The sequence below is a fragment of the Streptomyces niveiscabiei genome, from assembly GCF_033794345.1.
In the GTDB taxonomy this organism is placed as follows: Bacteria; Actinomycetota; Actinomycetes; order Streptomycetales; family Streptomycetaceae; genus Streptomyces; species Streptomyces niveiscabiei.
In genome coordinates this window covers 205907-220780 of sequence record NZ_JARAYJ010000007.1, presented here as the reverse complement: position 1 = coordinate 220780, position 14874 = coordinate 205907, and the positions used below count along the sequence as shown (strand labels likewise).

Annotated in this window: 17 protein-coding genes; 5 read left to right on the top strand and 12 right to left on the bottom strand. The window is 71.1% G+C overall.

Annotated features, from left to right (window positions below; translation table 11 throughout):
* Positions 1–14: 14 nt before the first annotated feature.
* A complete protein-coding gene (locus PV682_RS12545; protein WP_319728488.1) occupies positions 15–1298 on the bottom strand; it encodes an aromatic ring-hydroxylating oxygenase subunit alpha in 1284 nt (427 codons plus the stop codon).
* A gap of 333 nt (positions 1299–1631) precedes the next feature.
* Here PV682_RS12545 and PV682_RS44315 point away from each other — a divergent pair, with 333 nt between their 5' ends.
* The gene (locus PV682_RS44315) at positions 1632–1775 is read left to right on the top strand and encodes an NAD(P)-binding domain-containing protein (protein ID WP_407705653.1); all 144 of its coding nucleotides are present in this window, start codon (positions 1632–1634) and stop codon (positions 1773–1775) included.
* Positions 1724–2275, top strand: a complete 552-nt coding sequence (locus PV682_RS12540) for an NAD(P)-dependent oxidoreductase (RefSeq protein ID WP_319728480.1) — start codon at positions 1724–1726, stop codon at positions 2273–2275. The genes PV682_RS44315 and PV682_RS12540 overlap by 52 nt, the downstream gene beginning before the upstream one ends.
* On the opposite strand, the gene PV682_RS12535 is transcribed toward PV682_RS12540, so the two are convergent.
* The 11 genes from PV682_RS12535 to PV682_RS12485 form a co-directional block, all read right to left on the bottom strand.
* Positions 2196–2795 carry a TetR/AcrR family transcriptional regulator gene (locus PV682_RS12535; protein WP_319728472.1) on the bottom strand — a complete coding sequence of 200 codons (600 nt, stop codon included), beginning with the start codon at positions 2793–2795 and terminating at the stop codon, positions 2196–2198. The two genes, PV682_RS12540 and PV682_RS12535, sit on opposite strands and share 80 nt — an antisense overlap.
* An 88-nt stretch (positions 2796–2883) precedes the next feature.
* On the bottom strand, positions 2884–3084 hold the full coding sequence (locus tag PV682_RS12530; protein ID WP_319728464.1) for a hypothetical protein: 201 nt from the start codon (positions 3082–3084) through the stop codon (positions 2884–2886).
* Positions 3085–3179: 95 nt separating this feature from the next.
* Entirely contained in the window at positions 3180–3680 is a 501-nt protein-coding gene (locus PV682_RS12525; RefSeq protein ID WP_319728458.1) for a DoxX family protein, read from the bottom strand.
* Complete coding sequence (locus tag PV682_RS12520; RefSeq protein WP_319728453.1) at positions 3673–4587, bottom strand: alpha/beta hydrolase; 915 nt, start codon at positions 4585–4587, stop codon at positions 3673–3675. Before PV682_RS12520 ends, PV682_RS12525 begins: the two co-directional genes overlap by 8 nt.
* A 16-nt stretch (positions 4588–4603) precedes the next feature.
* On the bottom strand, positions 4604–6259 hold the full coding sequence (locus PV682_RS12515) for a thiolase C-terminal domain-containing protein (protein ID WP_319728443.1): 1656 nt from the start codon (positions 6257–6259) through the stop codon (positions 4604–4606).
* Positions 6256–7623, bottom strand: a complete 1368-nt coding sequence (locus PV682_RS12510) for a cytochrome P450 (RefSeq protein WP_319728434.1) — start codon at positions 7621–7623, stop codon at positions 6256–6258. The genes PV682_RS12515 and PV682_RS12510 overlap by 4 nt, the downstream gene beginning before the upstream one ends.
* Before the next feature lie 34 nt (positions 7624–7657).
* The gene (locus PV682_RS12505) at positions 7658–7858 is read right to left on the bottom strand and encodes a ferredoxin (protein ID WP_319728418.1); all 201 of its coding nucleotides are present in this window, start codon (positions 7856–7858) and stop codon (positions 7658–7660) included.
* 12 nt (positions 7859–7870) lie between these two features.
* Positions 7871–9244: an ABC transporter substrate-binding protein gene (locus PV682_RS12500; protein ID WP_319728410.1), complete on the bottom strand. Its 1374-nt coding sequence runs from the start codon at positions 9242–9244 to the stop codon at positions 7871–7873.
* An 85-nt stretch (positions 9245–9329) separates the two neighbouring features.
* Positions 9330–10535 carry a CaiB/BaiF CoA transferase family protein gene (locus PV682_RS12495; RefSeq protein ID WP_319728402.1) on the bottom strand — a complete coding sequence of 402 codons (1206 nt, stop codon included), beginning with the start codon at positions 10533–10535 and terminating at the stop codon, positions 9330–9332.
* A complete protein-coding gene (locus PV682_RS12490; protein ID WP_319728395.1) occupies positions 10532–11998 on the bottom strand; it encodes an aldehyde dehydrogenase family protein in 1467 nt (488 codons plus the stop codon). Before PV682_RS12490 ends, PV682_RS12495 begins: the two co-directional genes overlap by 4 nt.
* Positions 11995–12726: an SDR family oxidoreductase gene (locus tag PV682_RS12485; protein ID WP_319728385.1), complete on the bottom strand. Its 732-nt coding sequence runs from the start codon at positions 12724–12726 to the stop codon at positions 11995–11997. The genes PV682_RS12490 and PV682_RS12485 overlap by 4 nt, the downstream gene beginning before the upstream one ends.
* 180 nt (positions 12727–12906) lie before the next feature.
* Between PV682_RS12485 and PV682_RS12480 the strand changes: the two genes are divergently transcribed.
* From PV682_RS12480 to PV682_RS12470, 3 genes are read left to right on the top strand one after another with little or no spacing between them, the layout of a single operon-like run.
* Positions 12907–13617 carry a TauD/TfdA dioxygenase family protein gene (locus tag PV682_RS12480; RefSeq protein ID WP_319728379.1) on the top strand — a complete coding sequence of 237 codons (711 nt, stop codon included), beginning with the start codon at positions 12907–12909 and terminating at the stop codon, positions 13615–13617.
* Positions 13614–14333 (top strand): SDR family NAD(P)-dependent oxidoreductase, encoded by a 720-nt coding sequence (locus PV682_RS12475; RefSeq protein ID WP_319728369.1) that lies wholly within the window; start codon positions 13614–13616, stop codon positions 14331–14333. The genes PV682_RS12480 and PV682_RS12475 overlap by 4 nt, the downstream gene beginning before the upstream one ends.
* Positions 14330–14866, top strand: a complete 537-nt coding sequence (locus PV682_RS12470) for a carboxymuconolactone decarboxylase family protein (protein ID WP_319728362.1) — start codon at positions 14330–14332, stop codon at positions 14864–14866. Before PV682_RS12475 ends, PV682_RS12470 begins: the two co-directional genes overlap by 4 nt.
* The last annotated feature ends 8 nt before the right edge of the window (positions 14867–14874 follow it).

The following is a 14874-nucleotide window of genomic DNA, read 5'->3' as shown; positions in this document are numbered from 1 at the left end:
GGGCGGAGGGCGGCTCAGGAGGTGGGCGCCGCGGCGTTTCGCTGCTGGTACTCGCGTACGTAGCTCCGCGTGGTGTTGTGCAGATGCCGGAGCAGAACCTCCTGGTCGCAGAGCGGGAACTGGTCCACCGCCCGCGACTCCAACATCGTCTGGGTCGCTTCCAGGGTGTTGCCGTCCTGGAGGCCGTACTCCTTGAACGTCACCGCGGCGAGTTCCTGCTGCAACCGCTCGAAGCCGTTCTTCGGCGGGACGAAGTAGCAGGTCCCCTCGAAGATGTGGGTGTTGTACGAGGTCGGCCAGTAGTGGTAGGTGAGCACCCAGTTGGGCCGCCAGATCAGCAGCATGAAGTTGGGGAAGAACACGAACGAGTCCATCCCCCAGACCTCGTTGCGCGTCGGGTTGATCGCCGGCGGCAGCTCCTCGGTCGTCATGCCGATGTCGGGGGCGTCCCACGGGCCGAACAGACCGCTGCGCAGCACCCGTTCGATGGGCTTGACCATGGCCTTCTCCTTGGGGGGCGCGATACCGCCCCAGGAGGAGACCATGCTGTGCGGGCCGTCGATGTCGTACGCCAGTGCCTCGTAGCCGTACTTCTTGATCTTGGCGGCCTCGCCCGACTCGTACTGGCCGGCGTGGAGGATCGGCGCGTGGTAGAACTCGGCGAACGCGTCGATGAACAGCTTCCAGTTGCTGCCGATCTCGGCGCGGTACTTGTGCACCTGGGTCAGCTTGTGGAACGGGTAGCCGTCGATGCCCTGCGCGAACTTGCCGAGGTAGGTCTTGAGCGGCGTGGTGTTCTCCGGGTCGAGGTTGACGAAGATGAACCCCTCCCACACCTCCGTCTGTACCTGCATCAGCCCGTACTTCGACGTGTCGATGCCGAAGAACTCCGACTCCTGCTGGACGAAGGTGAGCTTGCCTTCGAGGTCGTAGCGCCAGGCGTGGTACTTGCAGGTGAAGGCCCGGCAGGTGCCCTTGGTCTCCTCGCGCGGGTAGTCGTCCCACACGAGCTTGTTGCCGCGGTGACGGCAGACGTTGTGGAAGGCACGCACCTCGCCGTCCGTGCCGCGGACCACGACGACGGACGCGCGGGCGGCGTCCAGCTCCTTGGTGAAGTAGCTCCCTTTGCGCGCCAGTTGCTCGACACGTCCGACGTTCAACCAGGTTCGGCGGAAGATGGCGTCCCGCTCCTGCTCGTAGAACTCCGGCGAGATCGAGTCGGCGTAGGAGACGGGCCCGGTGTCGATCTTGAAATGCTCGGTCCAACTGCCCTCGGAGGGCTTGGGGAAGTGCGCCATGGGTCGGAACCTCCGCTCGGGGTGACCCCACCACGATAACAACAGTCTCCGAAATCGAGAATAGCGTTTCCGAATTCGCCTAACGGCTATTGCCGCATATGTTGATGCCGTTCTGTCTGGTCGGTACAGTGCTGGAGTCCCGGACGGCCGCGATGGAGTCAGGCCCGGCCCCGCGCCGGATCGGAGAAGGAGAGCGCGGATGTACGACGGCACGCCTCTGCCTCCGGGCGACCCCGTACCCGCCGAGTTCCATGACGCCAAGGCCGGCGAGCCGCTGTTCCAGACCGCCGCCCGCTGCGGCGCCAGGGAGAGAAAGTAAAGGGCCGTCCGGCCGTGGTCGGCTGCGTCGGGCTGGGCGCCATGGGCGGGGCGCTGGCGTCGAACCTGGTCCGGGCCGGGTTCGAGGTGGCGGCGGGCTGGCGTACGTGGACGCGCCCGTGTCGGGCGGGGTGGCCGGGGCGCGCCGGCGCACCCTGATGGTCATGTACGCCGGGACGGACGAGGACTGCGCCCGGGTGGAGCCGGTCCTGGCCGGGCTGAGCGACCGGCGGCGCAAGGTCGGCGACCGGCCCGGGCAGGCCCAGGCGCTGAAGCCGGCCAACAACTTCCTGTCCGCGACCGCGCTCGCCGCGACCAGCGAAGCTGTCTTCTTCGGGCGGGCCGCCGGGCTGGACCCGACCGTGATGCTGGAAGTGCTCAACGCCTCCAGCGGACGCAGCGGTGCCAGTGCGGACAAGTTCCTCAGCGAGGTGCTCACGGGGCGCTACTCCGCCGGGTTCAGCAACACGCTGATGGCCAAGGACGTCCGGCTCTGTCTGGACGAGGTGCGGCGGCTGGGCGGTGCCCGGACCGGGACGCCTTCAGCGCCGAGGAACCGGGGGCCGACTTCACCCGCGTCTATCCCTTCGTCGCGGGGGACTGACACTCCGTGGCAGCGCTGTCGGTGCCGAGAAGGACCGCCACGGCCTCCCGGGTGATCTGCGGATAGCGGTCCGCCTGTGAGTCCACGAGCCACAGCTGGTGGACGCCCTCGACCAGCGCCAGCAGGGCAGCCGCCGCGATCGGCGCGCTCAGCCCGCTGGGCACGCGCTCCCCGTACCGTTCGATCAGGCTGGCGACCAGGTGGTCCTGCACGGAGCGGCACCGCTCCCGGACGAAACCGGCGGCGGGTTCCTGGCCGGTGACCGCCTCGGCCAGCACCACGCTGTACACGGTGGCGAGCGACGGACGGCTCTGTTCGAAGGCCACGGTCTCGGCGAAGTCGCCGGCCCAGTCCTCGCCGACCCGCCGCCCCGCCAGATTCTTCCGGGCGAGTTCCTCACGGAAACTGAGGAGCTCCAGCAGCAGCCGCTTCTTGCTCGGGAAGTAGTGCAGGACGCCCTGACGCGTGAGAGCGGCCCGCTCGGCCACCGCGTCGATCGAGGTGCCCTTGAAGCCATGGGCGGCCATGACCTCCAGCGCCGCCTCCAGAATCTGCTCACGCCGGCCAGACACCATGTCCTGCCCCTTCCTGCGGTGGAGAGGTGCTCGCACACAGTACGCACGGGCGCGGCCCGGGGGCGAGAGTGCCTTCGCCGTCTCCCCCTCACCGTCCCATCGCGGCGAGAGCGGCGAGAGCGGCCAGGACGGCCAGGGCGGCCTTGCGGAGCACCGCCCCGTCGCGTGCGCCGGCCCGGTCCGCGATCTCGGCGAAGAGGCGGACGTCCTTGGCGACCAGGCTCCCGCGTGGGCGGCGATGCGGTCCAGAGCGAGGCCGGCCGCGCTGCCGACGCGGCCGTCTGGGCACCGCTGCCCGCGAACGGCATCAGCGTGGCGGGTCCGCGGGCCCACAGGGTCGTCTCGTGTCCAGTCCGATGAATCCCCCGCGCAGCGGAGGTCTGCTCATGCGGTCTTCCGGGGGCGCCAGAACGCAGCGAGCAGACCGGCGGTCGCCACCACGCCCAGTCCCAGTACGACACCGGCGCCCGCCCACCCCGTGACCGCGGTGCCGGCCGCCGTGTCGACCGCGTACTCCCCCGGGCCCCAGGCGCCGAGCGCGAGGGAGAGCACGGCCAGGACGAGGACGTACTCCCAGCCTTCCTTGAAGACGAAGAACCCGTGCGGCCGGTGGGCGAGCAGCCCGGCGACCAGCATGACCGACAGCACCGCCGCGCAGGCCAGCGGCGTGAGCAGTCCGAGCACCAGGAGGACGCCCGCGCCGATCTCGGTGACCACACTGAGCCACGCCTGCACGCGCGGCCGGGTCAGCCCCAGGCCGGCGAACCAGCGCGCGGTGCCGGTGATGCCGCCCCCGCCCCGCCAGTGGTTCCAGCCGTGCGCCACCATGACCGCGCCCAGCACGAGCCGGACCGCCAGCAGCCCGGCGTCGAAGGGTTCACCCATCGCGCCTCCCCCGTTCCGTGGGCAAGGCGGGGACGCCGAGCGCGCACTCCTCGACGAAGGCCAGGACGTGCAGGTGGTAGGCGAGGGCGGTCCGCCCGACGCTGGTGTTGTGGCCCGCCCCCGCCTGTTCGTGGAGCACCACGCGAGGTGAGCCGGTGAACAGCGAGGCGAGGTCCGACAGGCCCTCCGGCCCGTTGATCCACACCTGCTCGTGCTCGGCGAGGGTGATGTGGACCGGCACCGCGACACGCGCCGCCAGCCGGATCAGGTCCTCCTGCCAGCCCTCCCGGTGTCCCTCGTAGGCGGGCGAGGCCGCGCCGATGCGCTGTCCGCCGTGTACGTCGGGCGGGTAGGCCTGCGGCGGGTACCACAGCGCGTGGCGCAGGCTGGGCCGGGTGCGGGTCGGGTCGGTGCGCCACTCCTCCATCGCCCGCACGGCCCGGGGGTGGTGCACCCGGCCCATGCCGGCCAGCTCCACGCCGAGCAGGTCCCCGGCCCGCGGATCGCTTGCCATGCGCAGCGCGAGTTCGGAGCCCGCCGAGTGCGCCCACAGGAATACGCCCACACCACGTTCACGGTCCTTCAGCAGCATCTCGACGGCCTCGTACGCGAAGTCGGTGCGCTGGTCGGGCGTGCGCATGTGGTCCTCGTGCCCGGCGGAACTGCCGTAGCCGGGGCGGTCCAGGGCGAGGACGGTGAAGCCGGCCGCGGCGGCGGTGCGCAGGAGGGAGAGCCTCGGATGTCCGGGGTGGTCGAAGTAGGCGGAGGTGGTGGCGCCGCCGTGCAGGGCCACGATCACGGCCTGTGGTCGCGGTACCTCGGCCACCAGCGCGGAGGCGGGGACGCCGTGCACGTCGACGACCTGCCGGCGTACGGCGGTGGTGAGTTCGGGTTCGAGTGAGGTCATGCCACGGTCCTGGAAATCATGCGTCCGTCCTGAGCAGGAGTACGCCGCTGGGGGTGAGCCCGCCGCTGGAGACCACCGCGGTGCGCGCGTCCGCGACCTGCCGCCGCCCCGCCTGGCCGCGCAGCTGGAGCACGGCCTCGTGCAGCAGGCCCATGCCGTGGGTACGGCCGTGGGAGAGCTGACCGCCGTGCGGGTTCAAGGGCAGCGGGCCGTCGGGGGCGATGTTCTTGCCGCCGTCCAGGAAGTCGCGGGCCTCGCCGATGCCGCAGAAGCCGAGCGCCTCGATCCAGGACAGGCAGTTGAAGGTGAAGCCGTCGTAGAGCAGTGCCACGTCCACGTCGGCGGGGCGCAGGTCGGTGCGGGTCCACAGGTGGGCGGCCTGGCCGAGCACCTGGGGCTCGTGCGTGAGGGTGGACTGGTCCCATTCGGGCCGTTCGACGATCTGCGTGCCGACGGCCTCGACGCGGACCAATGGCCCGGGGAGGTCGGGGGCGGTCTCGGCGGCGGAGACGACCACCGCGACGGAGGCGTCGCAGGGGACGTCGCAGTCGTAGAGGCCGAAGGGGGTGGTGACGGTACGCGCGGAGAGATAGTCGTCCATGGTGAGCGGGTCGCGGTAGATCGCGTCCGGGTGTCGGGCCGCGTTGGCACGCTGGTTGAGGGCGATCCAGCCGAGGGTCTCCCGGGTGGTGCCGTAGCGGTGCATGTGCCGCTGGGCGTTCATCGCGAGCATGACCGCGGGCGAGACGGCGCCGAAGGGTTTGAACCAGCCTTCCGCGTCTGCCCGCCGGGGCACGGAGATCCTGCCCTGCCGGGCGAGTGCGCCGTACGTCGCCTCCCACACCGTGCGGAAGCACAGCACGTGCCGGGCCAAACCGCTCGCGACCGCGAGCATCGCGGCGATCACCGAACCGCCCGGGCCCGGGGTCTCCCCCGCGCCGTTGTGCCACACCGGGCGGATCCCGAGCGCGGACTCCAGCGCGGTCACACCGCCCTCGGCGAAGCCGCCGTAGGCGCCGCCGCCGGGGTAGGTGCACAGGCCGTCGATGTCGTCGAGGGTGAGGCCCGCGTCGGCGACGGCCTTCTCGCAAGCCTCGACGGTGAGGTCGAGGGGTGGGACCAACAGGCGGCGGCCGATGCGTGAGGCTCCGGCGCCGCTGATGACCGCGCGGTCCTCGAACCGGACCCCGGTCAGCGCCGGGCGCAGATACGGGGTGACCGGAGGGTCCTCGGGAAGGGGCGCGGGCGGGGGCTGCTCGGCGCACGGCCGGAACAGGGGGAGCCAGGCCTCACCTGCCCGCTCGAACACCACCTCCATGCGCATCCCGATCCGCAGGTCCTCCGGCGCGCAGCCGACGACGTCAGTGGTCAGCCTGACGCGCGGGTCCTCTTCGATCGCCACCTGGGCGACGACGAACGGCGAGGGCAGGCCGGGGAACGGGAAACGGTGGTTGACGGTGAAGCCGATCAGCGTGGCGAAGCCCGACACCTCCCCCACCTCGGTCACGTGCCCGCGGCAGTGGCGGCAGACGGGCTGCGGCGGGTGGATCAGTGCCCGGCACGCGGTGCAGGTCTGGAAGCGGAGCCGTCCGTCCCGGCCGGAGCTCCAGAAGAACTCGGTCTCCTGGCGGATCTCCGGCTGTGGACGGACAGCGTTCCCGTCCTCGCTCAACGGATCTTCGCCTCCGCCTTGCGGACCGTGACCGGCTCGGCCAGTCCGTGTTCGTCACAGGCCTGTTGAAGGTTCCCCAGGGTTTCCGCCAGTCCGGGTCCGAGGCGGTGGCCCGGCGTGAAGGTCGCCGGGAGGTGGCGCATCCCCTGGATGACACCGATGGTCTCGTAGTGGACCGTTCCCTCGGGGTCGCACGCGAAGTCGGGCATCCGGTCGAGGACCTGGAGCAGCATCCGCTTGAAGACGGTCCGCGCGACGTTGGAGCCGATGCAGCGGTGGATGCCCAGGCCGAAGGCGGTGTGCCGGTTGCCGCCGCGGGCGAGGTCGACCTGGTCGGGGTCGGTGAAGACCCGCGGATCGCGGTTGGCCATCGCCCAGGACAGCCACACCCGGTCGCCCTCCCTGAGCTCGGCGCCCGCGATCTCGCAGTCCTCGGCGACGGTGCGGCCGTCGCCGGGAGCGGGGGTGAAGTAGCGCAGGAACTCCTCCGTGGCGGTGTCCAGCAAGGTGTCGCGCTCCCGGCTCAGCCGGGTCCGCTCGCCGGGGTGCTGGGACAGCCACTCCAGGGTGTGCGCGGTGAGCGCGGTGGTGGTGTCGAAGCCTCCGCCGATGAGCAGGGCGAGGGCTCCGATCAGGTCCTCCTCGGGCGGGGCCTCGCCGTCGATCCGCAGCCGGGCCAGTGCGTCGGCGAGGCCCGGCCGTGGGTGGGCGCGTACTTCCCGGAGCGTGGCGGCGATGTCGCGGATCATCGCCATGTGCCCTTCCACCACCCGGGCCATCTCCGGCGAGTCGGGCGGGGTGTAGACGCCGGCGTGGGCGGGCTCGTTGTACAGCTCCCACTTCTTCAGCGGGATGCCCATCATGGCGAGCGTGAAGACGGCCGGGACGATGTTGGCGAGGTCGTCGACGAAGTCGATCCGGCCCGTCTCGATCCTCTCGTCGATGCAGGCCCGGGCCACGTCGTCGATGAACGGGACCCAGCGCTGGACGGCGGCCGGGGAGAGGTAGGGGTTGAGGGCGGTGCGGTAGGCGCGCTGTTCGGGCGGGTCCATCTCCAGGAAGCCGCCGCGCAGGCCCCTGCCGCGGGGCGGGGCCGGGATGCTGATGCCCCGGTAGCCGCGGCGCTCGCCGTGCACGTCGTGGTCGTTGGACAGCTTCTCACCGGCCCGGGCGAAGGCGAGCAGCTCACGGTTGCCGGCGGCCACCCAGTGGCCGTCGTAGGTGTCGGTCCAGGCGAGCGGGCAGCCCGAGTGGAATGCCCGGGTCTGCTCCTCGAACCGGTCGCGGTACTCCGGGGCATGCCGGTCGAAGTGGACGTGGGGCTGTTTGCGGGCCTCGTCGCCGGTGGTGTCCGGTGCGGTCATGGGCTGTGCTTCCTCTCGGTCCGCCGGGTACGGCTCAGAACACACCGATCGCGCGTTCGGGGCAGGAGCGGACGGCCTCGACCACCGCGTCCTCCTGATCGCCGGGGACGTCCTCGGCGACCGGCGAGGAGTGTCCGTCGATCTCGCTGAGCTCGAAGACCTCGGGGGCGCGCATGGCGCACAGGGTGTGCCCCTGGCAGCGCTCGGGGTCGACGCGTACCTTCACGTCGCTCACCTCCGGTTCATGTCAGGTCAGGTCGGCCATGGACGTGCCGACGTCGGCGAGGGTGGCCGGCTTGCCGTAGGCGCCCTTGTACTGGTAGGTGGGGGCGTCACAGCGGTAGGCGCCCTGGTCGGGCTCGAAGTCGGCCGCCTGCCAGCCCTTGGCGGTCGCCTCGACGATGACGTAGCACTTGGGCGGCTCCTTCGAGGTGAGGTCGAAGGGGGCCTGTAGGCCGCCTGCGGTGAAGGCGGTGTTCTTCATCGCGTTCTCGTACACGCATGTGCGGGTGAGCTCGGCGCAGTCGCGGGCGGAGGTGGCGAACAGCAGCCAGGCGGAGAAGGCGCGCAGGGCCGGATAGGTGACCTGCTTGCCGGGGGCGTACTTCTCGAACAGGTCGATCACCTGCTGGACGGCCGGGTTGTCCGCGGCACTCTCCAGCGGGGCGGTGGCGAAGAGTTCGGCGTAGTTGTGCTGCGTGCCCAGGGCGGCGCCGGCCAGTTGCGGGAAGGCGGGGCCGTAGGCGTTGCTGTTGGCGTCGATCCAGTCGGGGGTGTACCCGATGCCGGTGAGGGCCTGCTCCAGTTTGGCCAGGCTCGCGAAGTCGCCCAGGAAGACGAGCCCCTTGACGCCGTCCTTCTTGATCGACTGGGCGTAGGGCGTCCAGTCGGAGACTCCGGCCGCCGGGTACAGGTCGCTGTAGGAGACCGTGCCGCCGAGACCGGCGACGGCTTCCTTGAACTGGGCGGCCATGACCTTGGTGACGGGGGCGTCGCCCGCGATGACACCGACCTTGCCCGCCGAGTCCGGATACTTGTCCTTCAGCAGCCAGGAGTAGTAGCCGGCGTACCCGAAGTACCCGGCGACCGGTCCGGAGGCGAGGGCCTGGAGGTCCGAGCCGATGGCGCCGATCTGGCTGGACTGGGCGGGGAAGTTGGGCAGCAGGCACTTCAGACGGTCCTTGACGCCGAGGCTGTCCAGCGCCGAGCCGCCGCCCACGAGCGCGAAGTCCGCCTTGCATGCCTCCAGCACCCGCTGGCGGACCTCCATCAGTTTCGCGTCGCGGGTGACGGGGGCGAGGTCGCGCCCGTTGATGCCGCCGGCATCGTTGCACCAGGACGTGAACACCTTCGCGGCGTCCACGAACTCGGACCGTTTGGTGAAGCCGATGTCGGACATGACGCCGACCTGGATCTCGTCGTCGGTGACGCCCTGGACGGAAGAGGCCTTGGCGGTGCCGGGGCCGCACACGTCCTTCAGCGTGCCGAAGTCGGAGCTCTTCTCGGTGGCGGGGCTCGACCGCTGGGCGAAGTCGGTGCCGGGGCCGTCACCCGACCGGGTGGAGCAGCCGGCCAGCAGCACCGCGACCGCGGTGGCCGCGCCGATCAGCATCCTGCGCATGGTGCCTCCTCGGGGAGTTCGGACGCCGTCGTCCGAGGGAGGTGAGGGAGTGCGGGGGGCGTGGGCGAGCGCCCCGGCTCGGCGGTCAGGTGATCGCGCCGCTCGCCTTGAGGGCGAGGATGCGGTCCCAGTCGTAGCCGAGCTCGGTGAGGATCTCCTCGGTCTGGGCGGCGAACTCCGGGGCGGCGTGGAGGCGGGTGTCCTGGACGTCGAACTGGACCGGGCTGGTGACCAGTTCGAGGTCGCCGGCCTGCCCGATGTAGCCGTTGGCGCGGACCTGCTGGTCGGCTGCGGCCTGAAGGGTGTCCTGCACCGGTGCCCAGGGCCCGTCGAGCGCGGCGAGGTCCTTGGACCACTCTGTCAGGGTGCGGCTCGCGATCACCTCGCGGAGGATCTCCACCGCGTCCTTCGTGTGTTCGGCGATGGCCTCGGCGGTGGCGAAGCGGGCGTCGTCGGCGAGTTCCGGCCGGCCGATGCGGCGGCACACGTCGGGCCAGAACTTGGCCGGCTGGAGCATGACGAAGGCGATGAACCGGTTGTCGGAGGTGCGGTAGAGCCCGGAGAGCGGGTTGGTGGGTGAGCCGTGGGCACTGGGCGTCACCCCCTCCCAGGGGCGGTCGAGGTGGACGGAGACGGCGATGGTGTGGCCGAGCGCCCACAGGCCGCTGCCGAGGAGGGAGACGTCCACGACGGGGGCCTCGCCGGTGCGCTCCCGGCGCAGCAGGGCGGCGGCGACGCCGCCGGCGAGGTTGGTGCCGGAGACGGTGTCGCCGTAGGCGGGCCCGGGTGGGCTGATCATGCCGTCGCTGCCGGGCGGGGTGACGCTGGCGGCGGTGCCCGCGCGCGCCCAGAAGGCGGTCATGTCGTAGCCGCCCTTGTCCGCCTCGGGGCCGCGCGGTCCGAGGGCGCTGCCGCGGGCGTAGACGATGCGCGGGTTGACGGCGCGGATGTCGTCGACGTCGATGCCGAGGCGGGCGCGGGCGCCGGGCATGAGGCTGGTGAGGAAGACGTCGGAGTCCTTGACCAGTTCGTAGAGCACCTCGCGGCCCTCGGGGCGGGACATGTCCAGGCCCAGGGAGCGTTTGCCGCGGTTGGCGTGGGCGACGTTGGGGTTGGGGTCGCCCTCCACGCGGAACGAGCCGGTCTGGCGCAGTCCGCGCTGCGGGTCGCCGGTGACGGCGTGCTCGATCTTGACGACGTCGGCGCCCCAGTCGGCGAGCACGGCCCCGGCCGAGGGCACGAAGCCGTACATGGCGACTTCGAGGACGCGGATGCCTTCGAGCGGCTTCATGCCGCCTCCTTCGGCGGTACGACGCGGCCGAATGCCTTCGCCTCCAGGAACTCCTCGAACCCGGCGCGTCCGCTCTCCCGGCCGATGCCTGACTGCTTGTACCCGCCGAAGGGCACGTCGGCGGAGAAGTAGTTGCCGCCGTTGATCGAGAAGGTGCCGGTGCGGATGCGGCGGGCCAGGCGAATGGCGCGCTCGTCGTCGGCGCTGTGCACGGCGCCGGACAGGCCGTACCTGGAGTGGTTGGCGATGCGGACGGCGTCGTCCTCGTCGTCGTAGGGGATGACCGCGAGGACGGGTCCGAAGACCTCCTCCTGGGCGATCTCGCTGTCGGGGTCGACGCCCGCGAGGAGGGTGGGTTCGTAGAACCAGCCGGGATCGACGCGCTTGCCGCCGCGGACGAGTCTCGCCCCGGCCTCGACCGCGCGCCGCACCATGGCGTCCACCTTGTCGCGCTGCTGTTCGCTGATGAGCGGGCCCATGGCGGTCTTCGGATCGGCCGGGTCGCCGACCCGGACGCGTTCCATGCCCGCGGCGACGAGCCGCACGATCCGATCGTGGTCGGCGCGCGGGACGAGGAGGCGGGAGGTGAGGGCGCAGCCCTGGCCGGAGTGGGAGCAGATGGTGAAGGCGGCGAACATGGCGGCCCTGGTGAAGTCCGCGTCGTCCAGGACGATCATGGCGGATTTGCCGCCGAGTTCGAGGAAGACCCTCTTCACGGTGCCGGAGGCGGCGGCCATGATGGCCCGCCCGGTGGTGGTGGCGCCGGTGAAGGTGACCAGGTCCACGTCGGGGTGGGTGGTGAGCAGTTCACCGGTCCCGGCGTTCGAGGAGCTGAGGATGTTGACGACGCCGGGCGGGATGTCGGTGTGCTCCGCGATGAGTTCGCCGAGCGCGAGGGTGGTCAGGGGGGTCTGCGGGGCGCCTTTGAGGACGACGGTGCAGCCCGCCGCGAGCGCGGGGGCGAGCTTGGCCAGGGCGAGCTGGTTGGGGAAGTTGTACGGCAGGATGGCGGCGACGACCCCGGCCGCCTCCTTCTCCACCCAGCGGTGGTGGCGCTGGCCGCGGCTCTCCTTCTCCCCGAGGTCCTCGGTGAACTCGTAGGCCGCCAAGAGGTCCGCGTAGTACGTGACGAGGCCGATCGGCTCGTCGAGCTGGGGGCCGTGGGTGAGCTGGCGGGGCGCGCCGACCTCGGCGATGGTCAGCTCGCGCAGCTCCTCGCGGTGGTCGTCGAGGGCCTGGTGGAGCCGGCGCAGACAGCGCAGCCTCAGGTCCTTGTCCGTGGCCCATCCGGTGGTGTCGAAGGCGCGGCGGGCCGCGGCGACCGCGGCCTCGGCGTCGGCCTTCGTGGCGTCCGGAGCGTGGCCGAGCAGGTCACCTGTGGCGGGGTTGTACGAGGGGAAGGTGCTGTCCGCGGCGACCAGCTTGCCGTCGATCAACTGGGACTTGGCGACGAGAGGGCTCACAGCCGCACCACCGATCCGCCGTCGACGGCGATGACCTGTCCGGTGACCCAGGCGGCCTCGTCGGAGAGCAGGAACTTCAGGGCGCCCGCCTGGTCGGCGGCGGTGCCCATGCGTTTGAGGGCGAAGGACTGCACCATGGCCGTGCGGTGCTCCTCGGGGATGATGCTGCGGGCCGCCTCGGTGTCCGTCGGGCCGGGCGCGATCGCGTTGACGCGGATGCCGCGCGGCCCGAGTTCGGCGGCGAGGGAGGCGGTGAGGTGGTTGACGCCGGCCTTGGCGAGTCCGTAGAAGCCGGTGGCCTGCCAGGCCGCGGTCGACGACTGGTTGACGACGGCCGCGCCCGCCTTGAGGTAGGGCAGGGCGGCACGGGTGACGTGCAGCGCGCCGAGCAGGTTCACCTTCAGGAAGCGGTCGAGGTAGTCGTAGTCGACGGTGACGATGCCCTCGCGGCGCATGCCGTGGAAGATCGCGGCGTTGTTGACCAGGTGGTCGATCCGCCCGAACTCGCGCATCACGGTGTCGATGAGCGCTACGGCGGACGCGGGGTCGGCCACGTCGGTCCGCACGAACAGGGCGTCTCCGATCTCCTTGGCAACCCGCCGGCCCCGCTCCTCGTTCAGCTCCGCGACCACCACCCGCGCGCCTTCGGCCGCCAGCGCCCGGGCGTATCCCTCGCCGATGCCCTGGCCGGCTCCGGTGACGATGATCACCTTGTCCTTGAACCGCATCCCAGCCTCCTCGCTCGGTGGTTCGGAAACTACATTCTCTCTTTGCGCGAAGCAAGGATTCGGACACGAGAATCACATACTCAAACCAGCCGGGCTCATCACCCGGCAACCCCGCACGCACGGGGGTTCCCGCCCTCGCCCGACGAGAATAGGATTCTCGTATTCAGAAGGGGTGTTTTCATGATCGAATCGAAAGCGTTGAGCCCGGCGCTCGGGGTCGAGTTCACCGGGGTCACGGACCCGCTCGACGACTCCTTCGTCCACCGCTGCGCGGAAGCGCTCACGTGGCGGGGCGTCCTGCTGGTACGCGGACTGCACCTCGACGACGAGCGGCAGCCGGCGTTCAGCCGCCGGCTGGGCGAAGTGGTGGCGCTGAACGGCCAGGAGATCTTCCCGGTCTCCGTCGATCCGGAGAAGAGCAGAACCGCCAAGTACCTCAAGGGCGCCTTCTTCTGGCACCTCGACGGCACCACCGACGATGTGCCGGTCAAAGCGACCACGCCCACTGCCCGCCAGGTCGCCATGACCGGCGGCAGCACCGACTTCGCCGGCACCTACGCGGCGTACGAGACCCTGCGCGTGGCGCACAGCTTCGAGGCCGCCCGGCGGCTGGTGAACCCCGACCCCGGCGAGCGGGAGCCGGCCGCCTGGCGCACCCGGCCCTCGCGCGAAGCGGCCCTGGTGTGGCAGCGCCGCGACGGCCACGCCCTGCTGGAGGAACTGCTCGACCGGACCACCCAGGAGCGCTTCCGCCACACCCACGACTGGGCAGTCGGCGACCTGGTGGTCCGGGACAACACCGGCATCCCGCACCGGGCCCTGCCCTTCGCCGAGAGCTCCGAACGGCTGCCGCACCGCACGACCGCCGTCGGCGACGAGGCGTTCGCATGAGCACCGCGCAGGCACCGACCGCCGTCGTGACCGGCGGGGCCTCCGGCATCGGCCGTGCCATCGCGCACCGGCTCGCCGCGGACGGGCTGAACGTGGCCGCGCTCGACCTCTCCCCCGCCGAGGACGGCTTCGGACTGACCGTGGACGTCACGGACCGCGCCCAGGTGGACAAGGCGATGGACGCGGTGCGCGAGCGCTTCGGCCCCGTGAGCGTCCTGGTCAACGCGGCCGGCAAAGACGGCTTCACCCGCTTCGCGGACCTGCCCTTCGCCGACTGGCAGCGCGTGGTCGACATCAACCTCAACGGTGTCTTCCACTGCGTGCAGTCGGCCCTGCCGGACATGGTGCGGGCTCGCTGGGGCCGGATCATCAACATCTCCTCCTCCAGCACCCACTCCGGCCAGCCGTTCATGGCCCACTACGTGGCGGCCAAGTCCGCCGTGAACGGACTCACCAAGTCCCTGGCTCTCGAACTCGGGCCGAAGGGCATCACGGTGAACGCGATCCCGCCCGGCTTCATCGACACCCCCATGCTGCGCACCGCCGAGCGGGAGCAGCGGCTCGGCGGCACCATCGAGGACCACATCGCGCGCACGCCGGTCCGCCGGGTCGGCCGCCCCGAGGACATCGCCGCGACCTGCTCCTTCCTGGCCAGCGAGGAAGCCGGGTACATCACCGGGCAGATCATCGGTGTGAACGGGGGCCGCAACACATGACGAGGCTGCGTCCCGTCCCGTACGAGGAATGGGACGGCGAGGTGCTGCGTCCGCTGACGGGCGGGCGCACCGTCCCGCCGTCCAACGCCCTCGGCCTGCTGCTGAACCACCCGCGGCTGGCCATGGCGTTCCTGACCTTCAGCACGCACCTGCTGTACCGCAGCACGCTGCCCGCCAGGACGCGCGAGCTGACGATCCTCCGGGTCGCCTGGCGTCACCGGTGCCGCTACGAGTGGGCCCATCACGTGCTGATCGCACGCGAGGCCGGTGTGACGGAGGAGGAAGTGGAGGAGGTCCGCCAGGGCGCGAGCACGCTGCTGAACCGGGCGGTGGACGAACTCGAGACCACCTCCTCCCTGTCCGACGAGTTGTACGAAGAGCTGGCGAAGCACATGGACGAACGGCAGCTGATGGACTTCGTGTTCACGGTCGGCGCGTACCGGATGCAGGCCATGGCCTACAACACCTTCGCGGTGGAACCCGATCCGGGAATGGACGACGGGGGCATGCGCGACCGCGGACCGGCCACGTAGCCGGGAGG

Excerpts from the sequence above, each read along its gene's own strand:
- PV682_RS12535 (WP_319728472.1), bottom strand. The coding sequence starts at position 2,795 with ATGGTGTCTGGCCGGCGTGAGCAGATTCTGGAGGCGGCGCTGGAGGTC.
- PV682_RS12475 (WP_319728369.1), top strand. The coding sequence starts at position 13,614 with ATGAGCACCGCGCAGGCACCGACCGCCGTCGTGACCGGCGGGGCCTCC.
- PV682_RS12480 (WP_319728379.1), top strand. The coding sequence starts at position 12,907 with ATGATCGAATCGAAAGCGTTGAGCCCGGCGCTCGGGGTCGAGTTCACC.
- PV682_RS12470 (WP_319728362.1), top strand. The coding sequence starts at position 14,330 with ATGACGAGGCTGCGTCCCGTCCCGTACGAGGAATGGGACGGCGAGGTG.
- PV682_RS12500 (WP_319728410.1), bottom strand. The coding sequence starts at position 9,244 with ATGCGCAGGATGCTGATCGGCGCGGCCACCGCGGTCGCGGTGCTGCTG.
- PV682_RS12485 (WP_319728385.1), bottom strand. The coding sequence starts at position 12,726 with ATGCGGTTCAAGGACAAGGTGATCATCGTCACCGGAGCCGGCCAGGGC.
- PV682_RS12520 (WP_319728453.1), bottom strand. The coding sequence starts at position 4,587 with ATGACCTCACTCGAACCCGAACTCACCACCGCCGTACGCCGGCAGGTC.
- PV682_RS12510 (WP_319728434.1), bottom strand. The coding sequence starts at position 7,623 with ATGACCGCACCGGACACCACCGGCGACGAGGCCCGCAAACAGCCCCAC.
- PV682_RS12495 (WP_319728402.1), bottom strand. The coding sequence starts at position 10,535 with ATGAAGCCGCTCGAAGGCATCCGCGTCCTCGAAGTCGCCATGTACGGC.
- PV682_RS12545 (WP_319728488.1), bottom strand. The coding sequence starts at position 1,298 with ATGGCGCACTTCCCCAAGCCCTCCGAGGGCAGTTGGACCGAGCATTTC.
- PV682_RS12525 (WP_319728458.1), bottom strand. The coding sequence starts at position 3,680 with ATGGGTGAACCCTTCGACGCCGGGCTGCTGGCGGTCCGGCTCGTGCTG.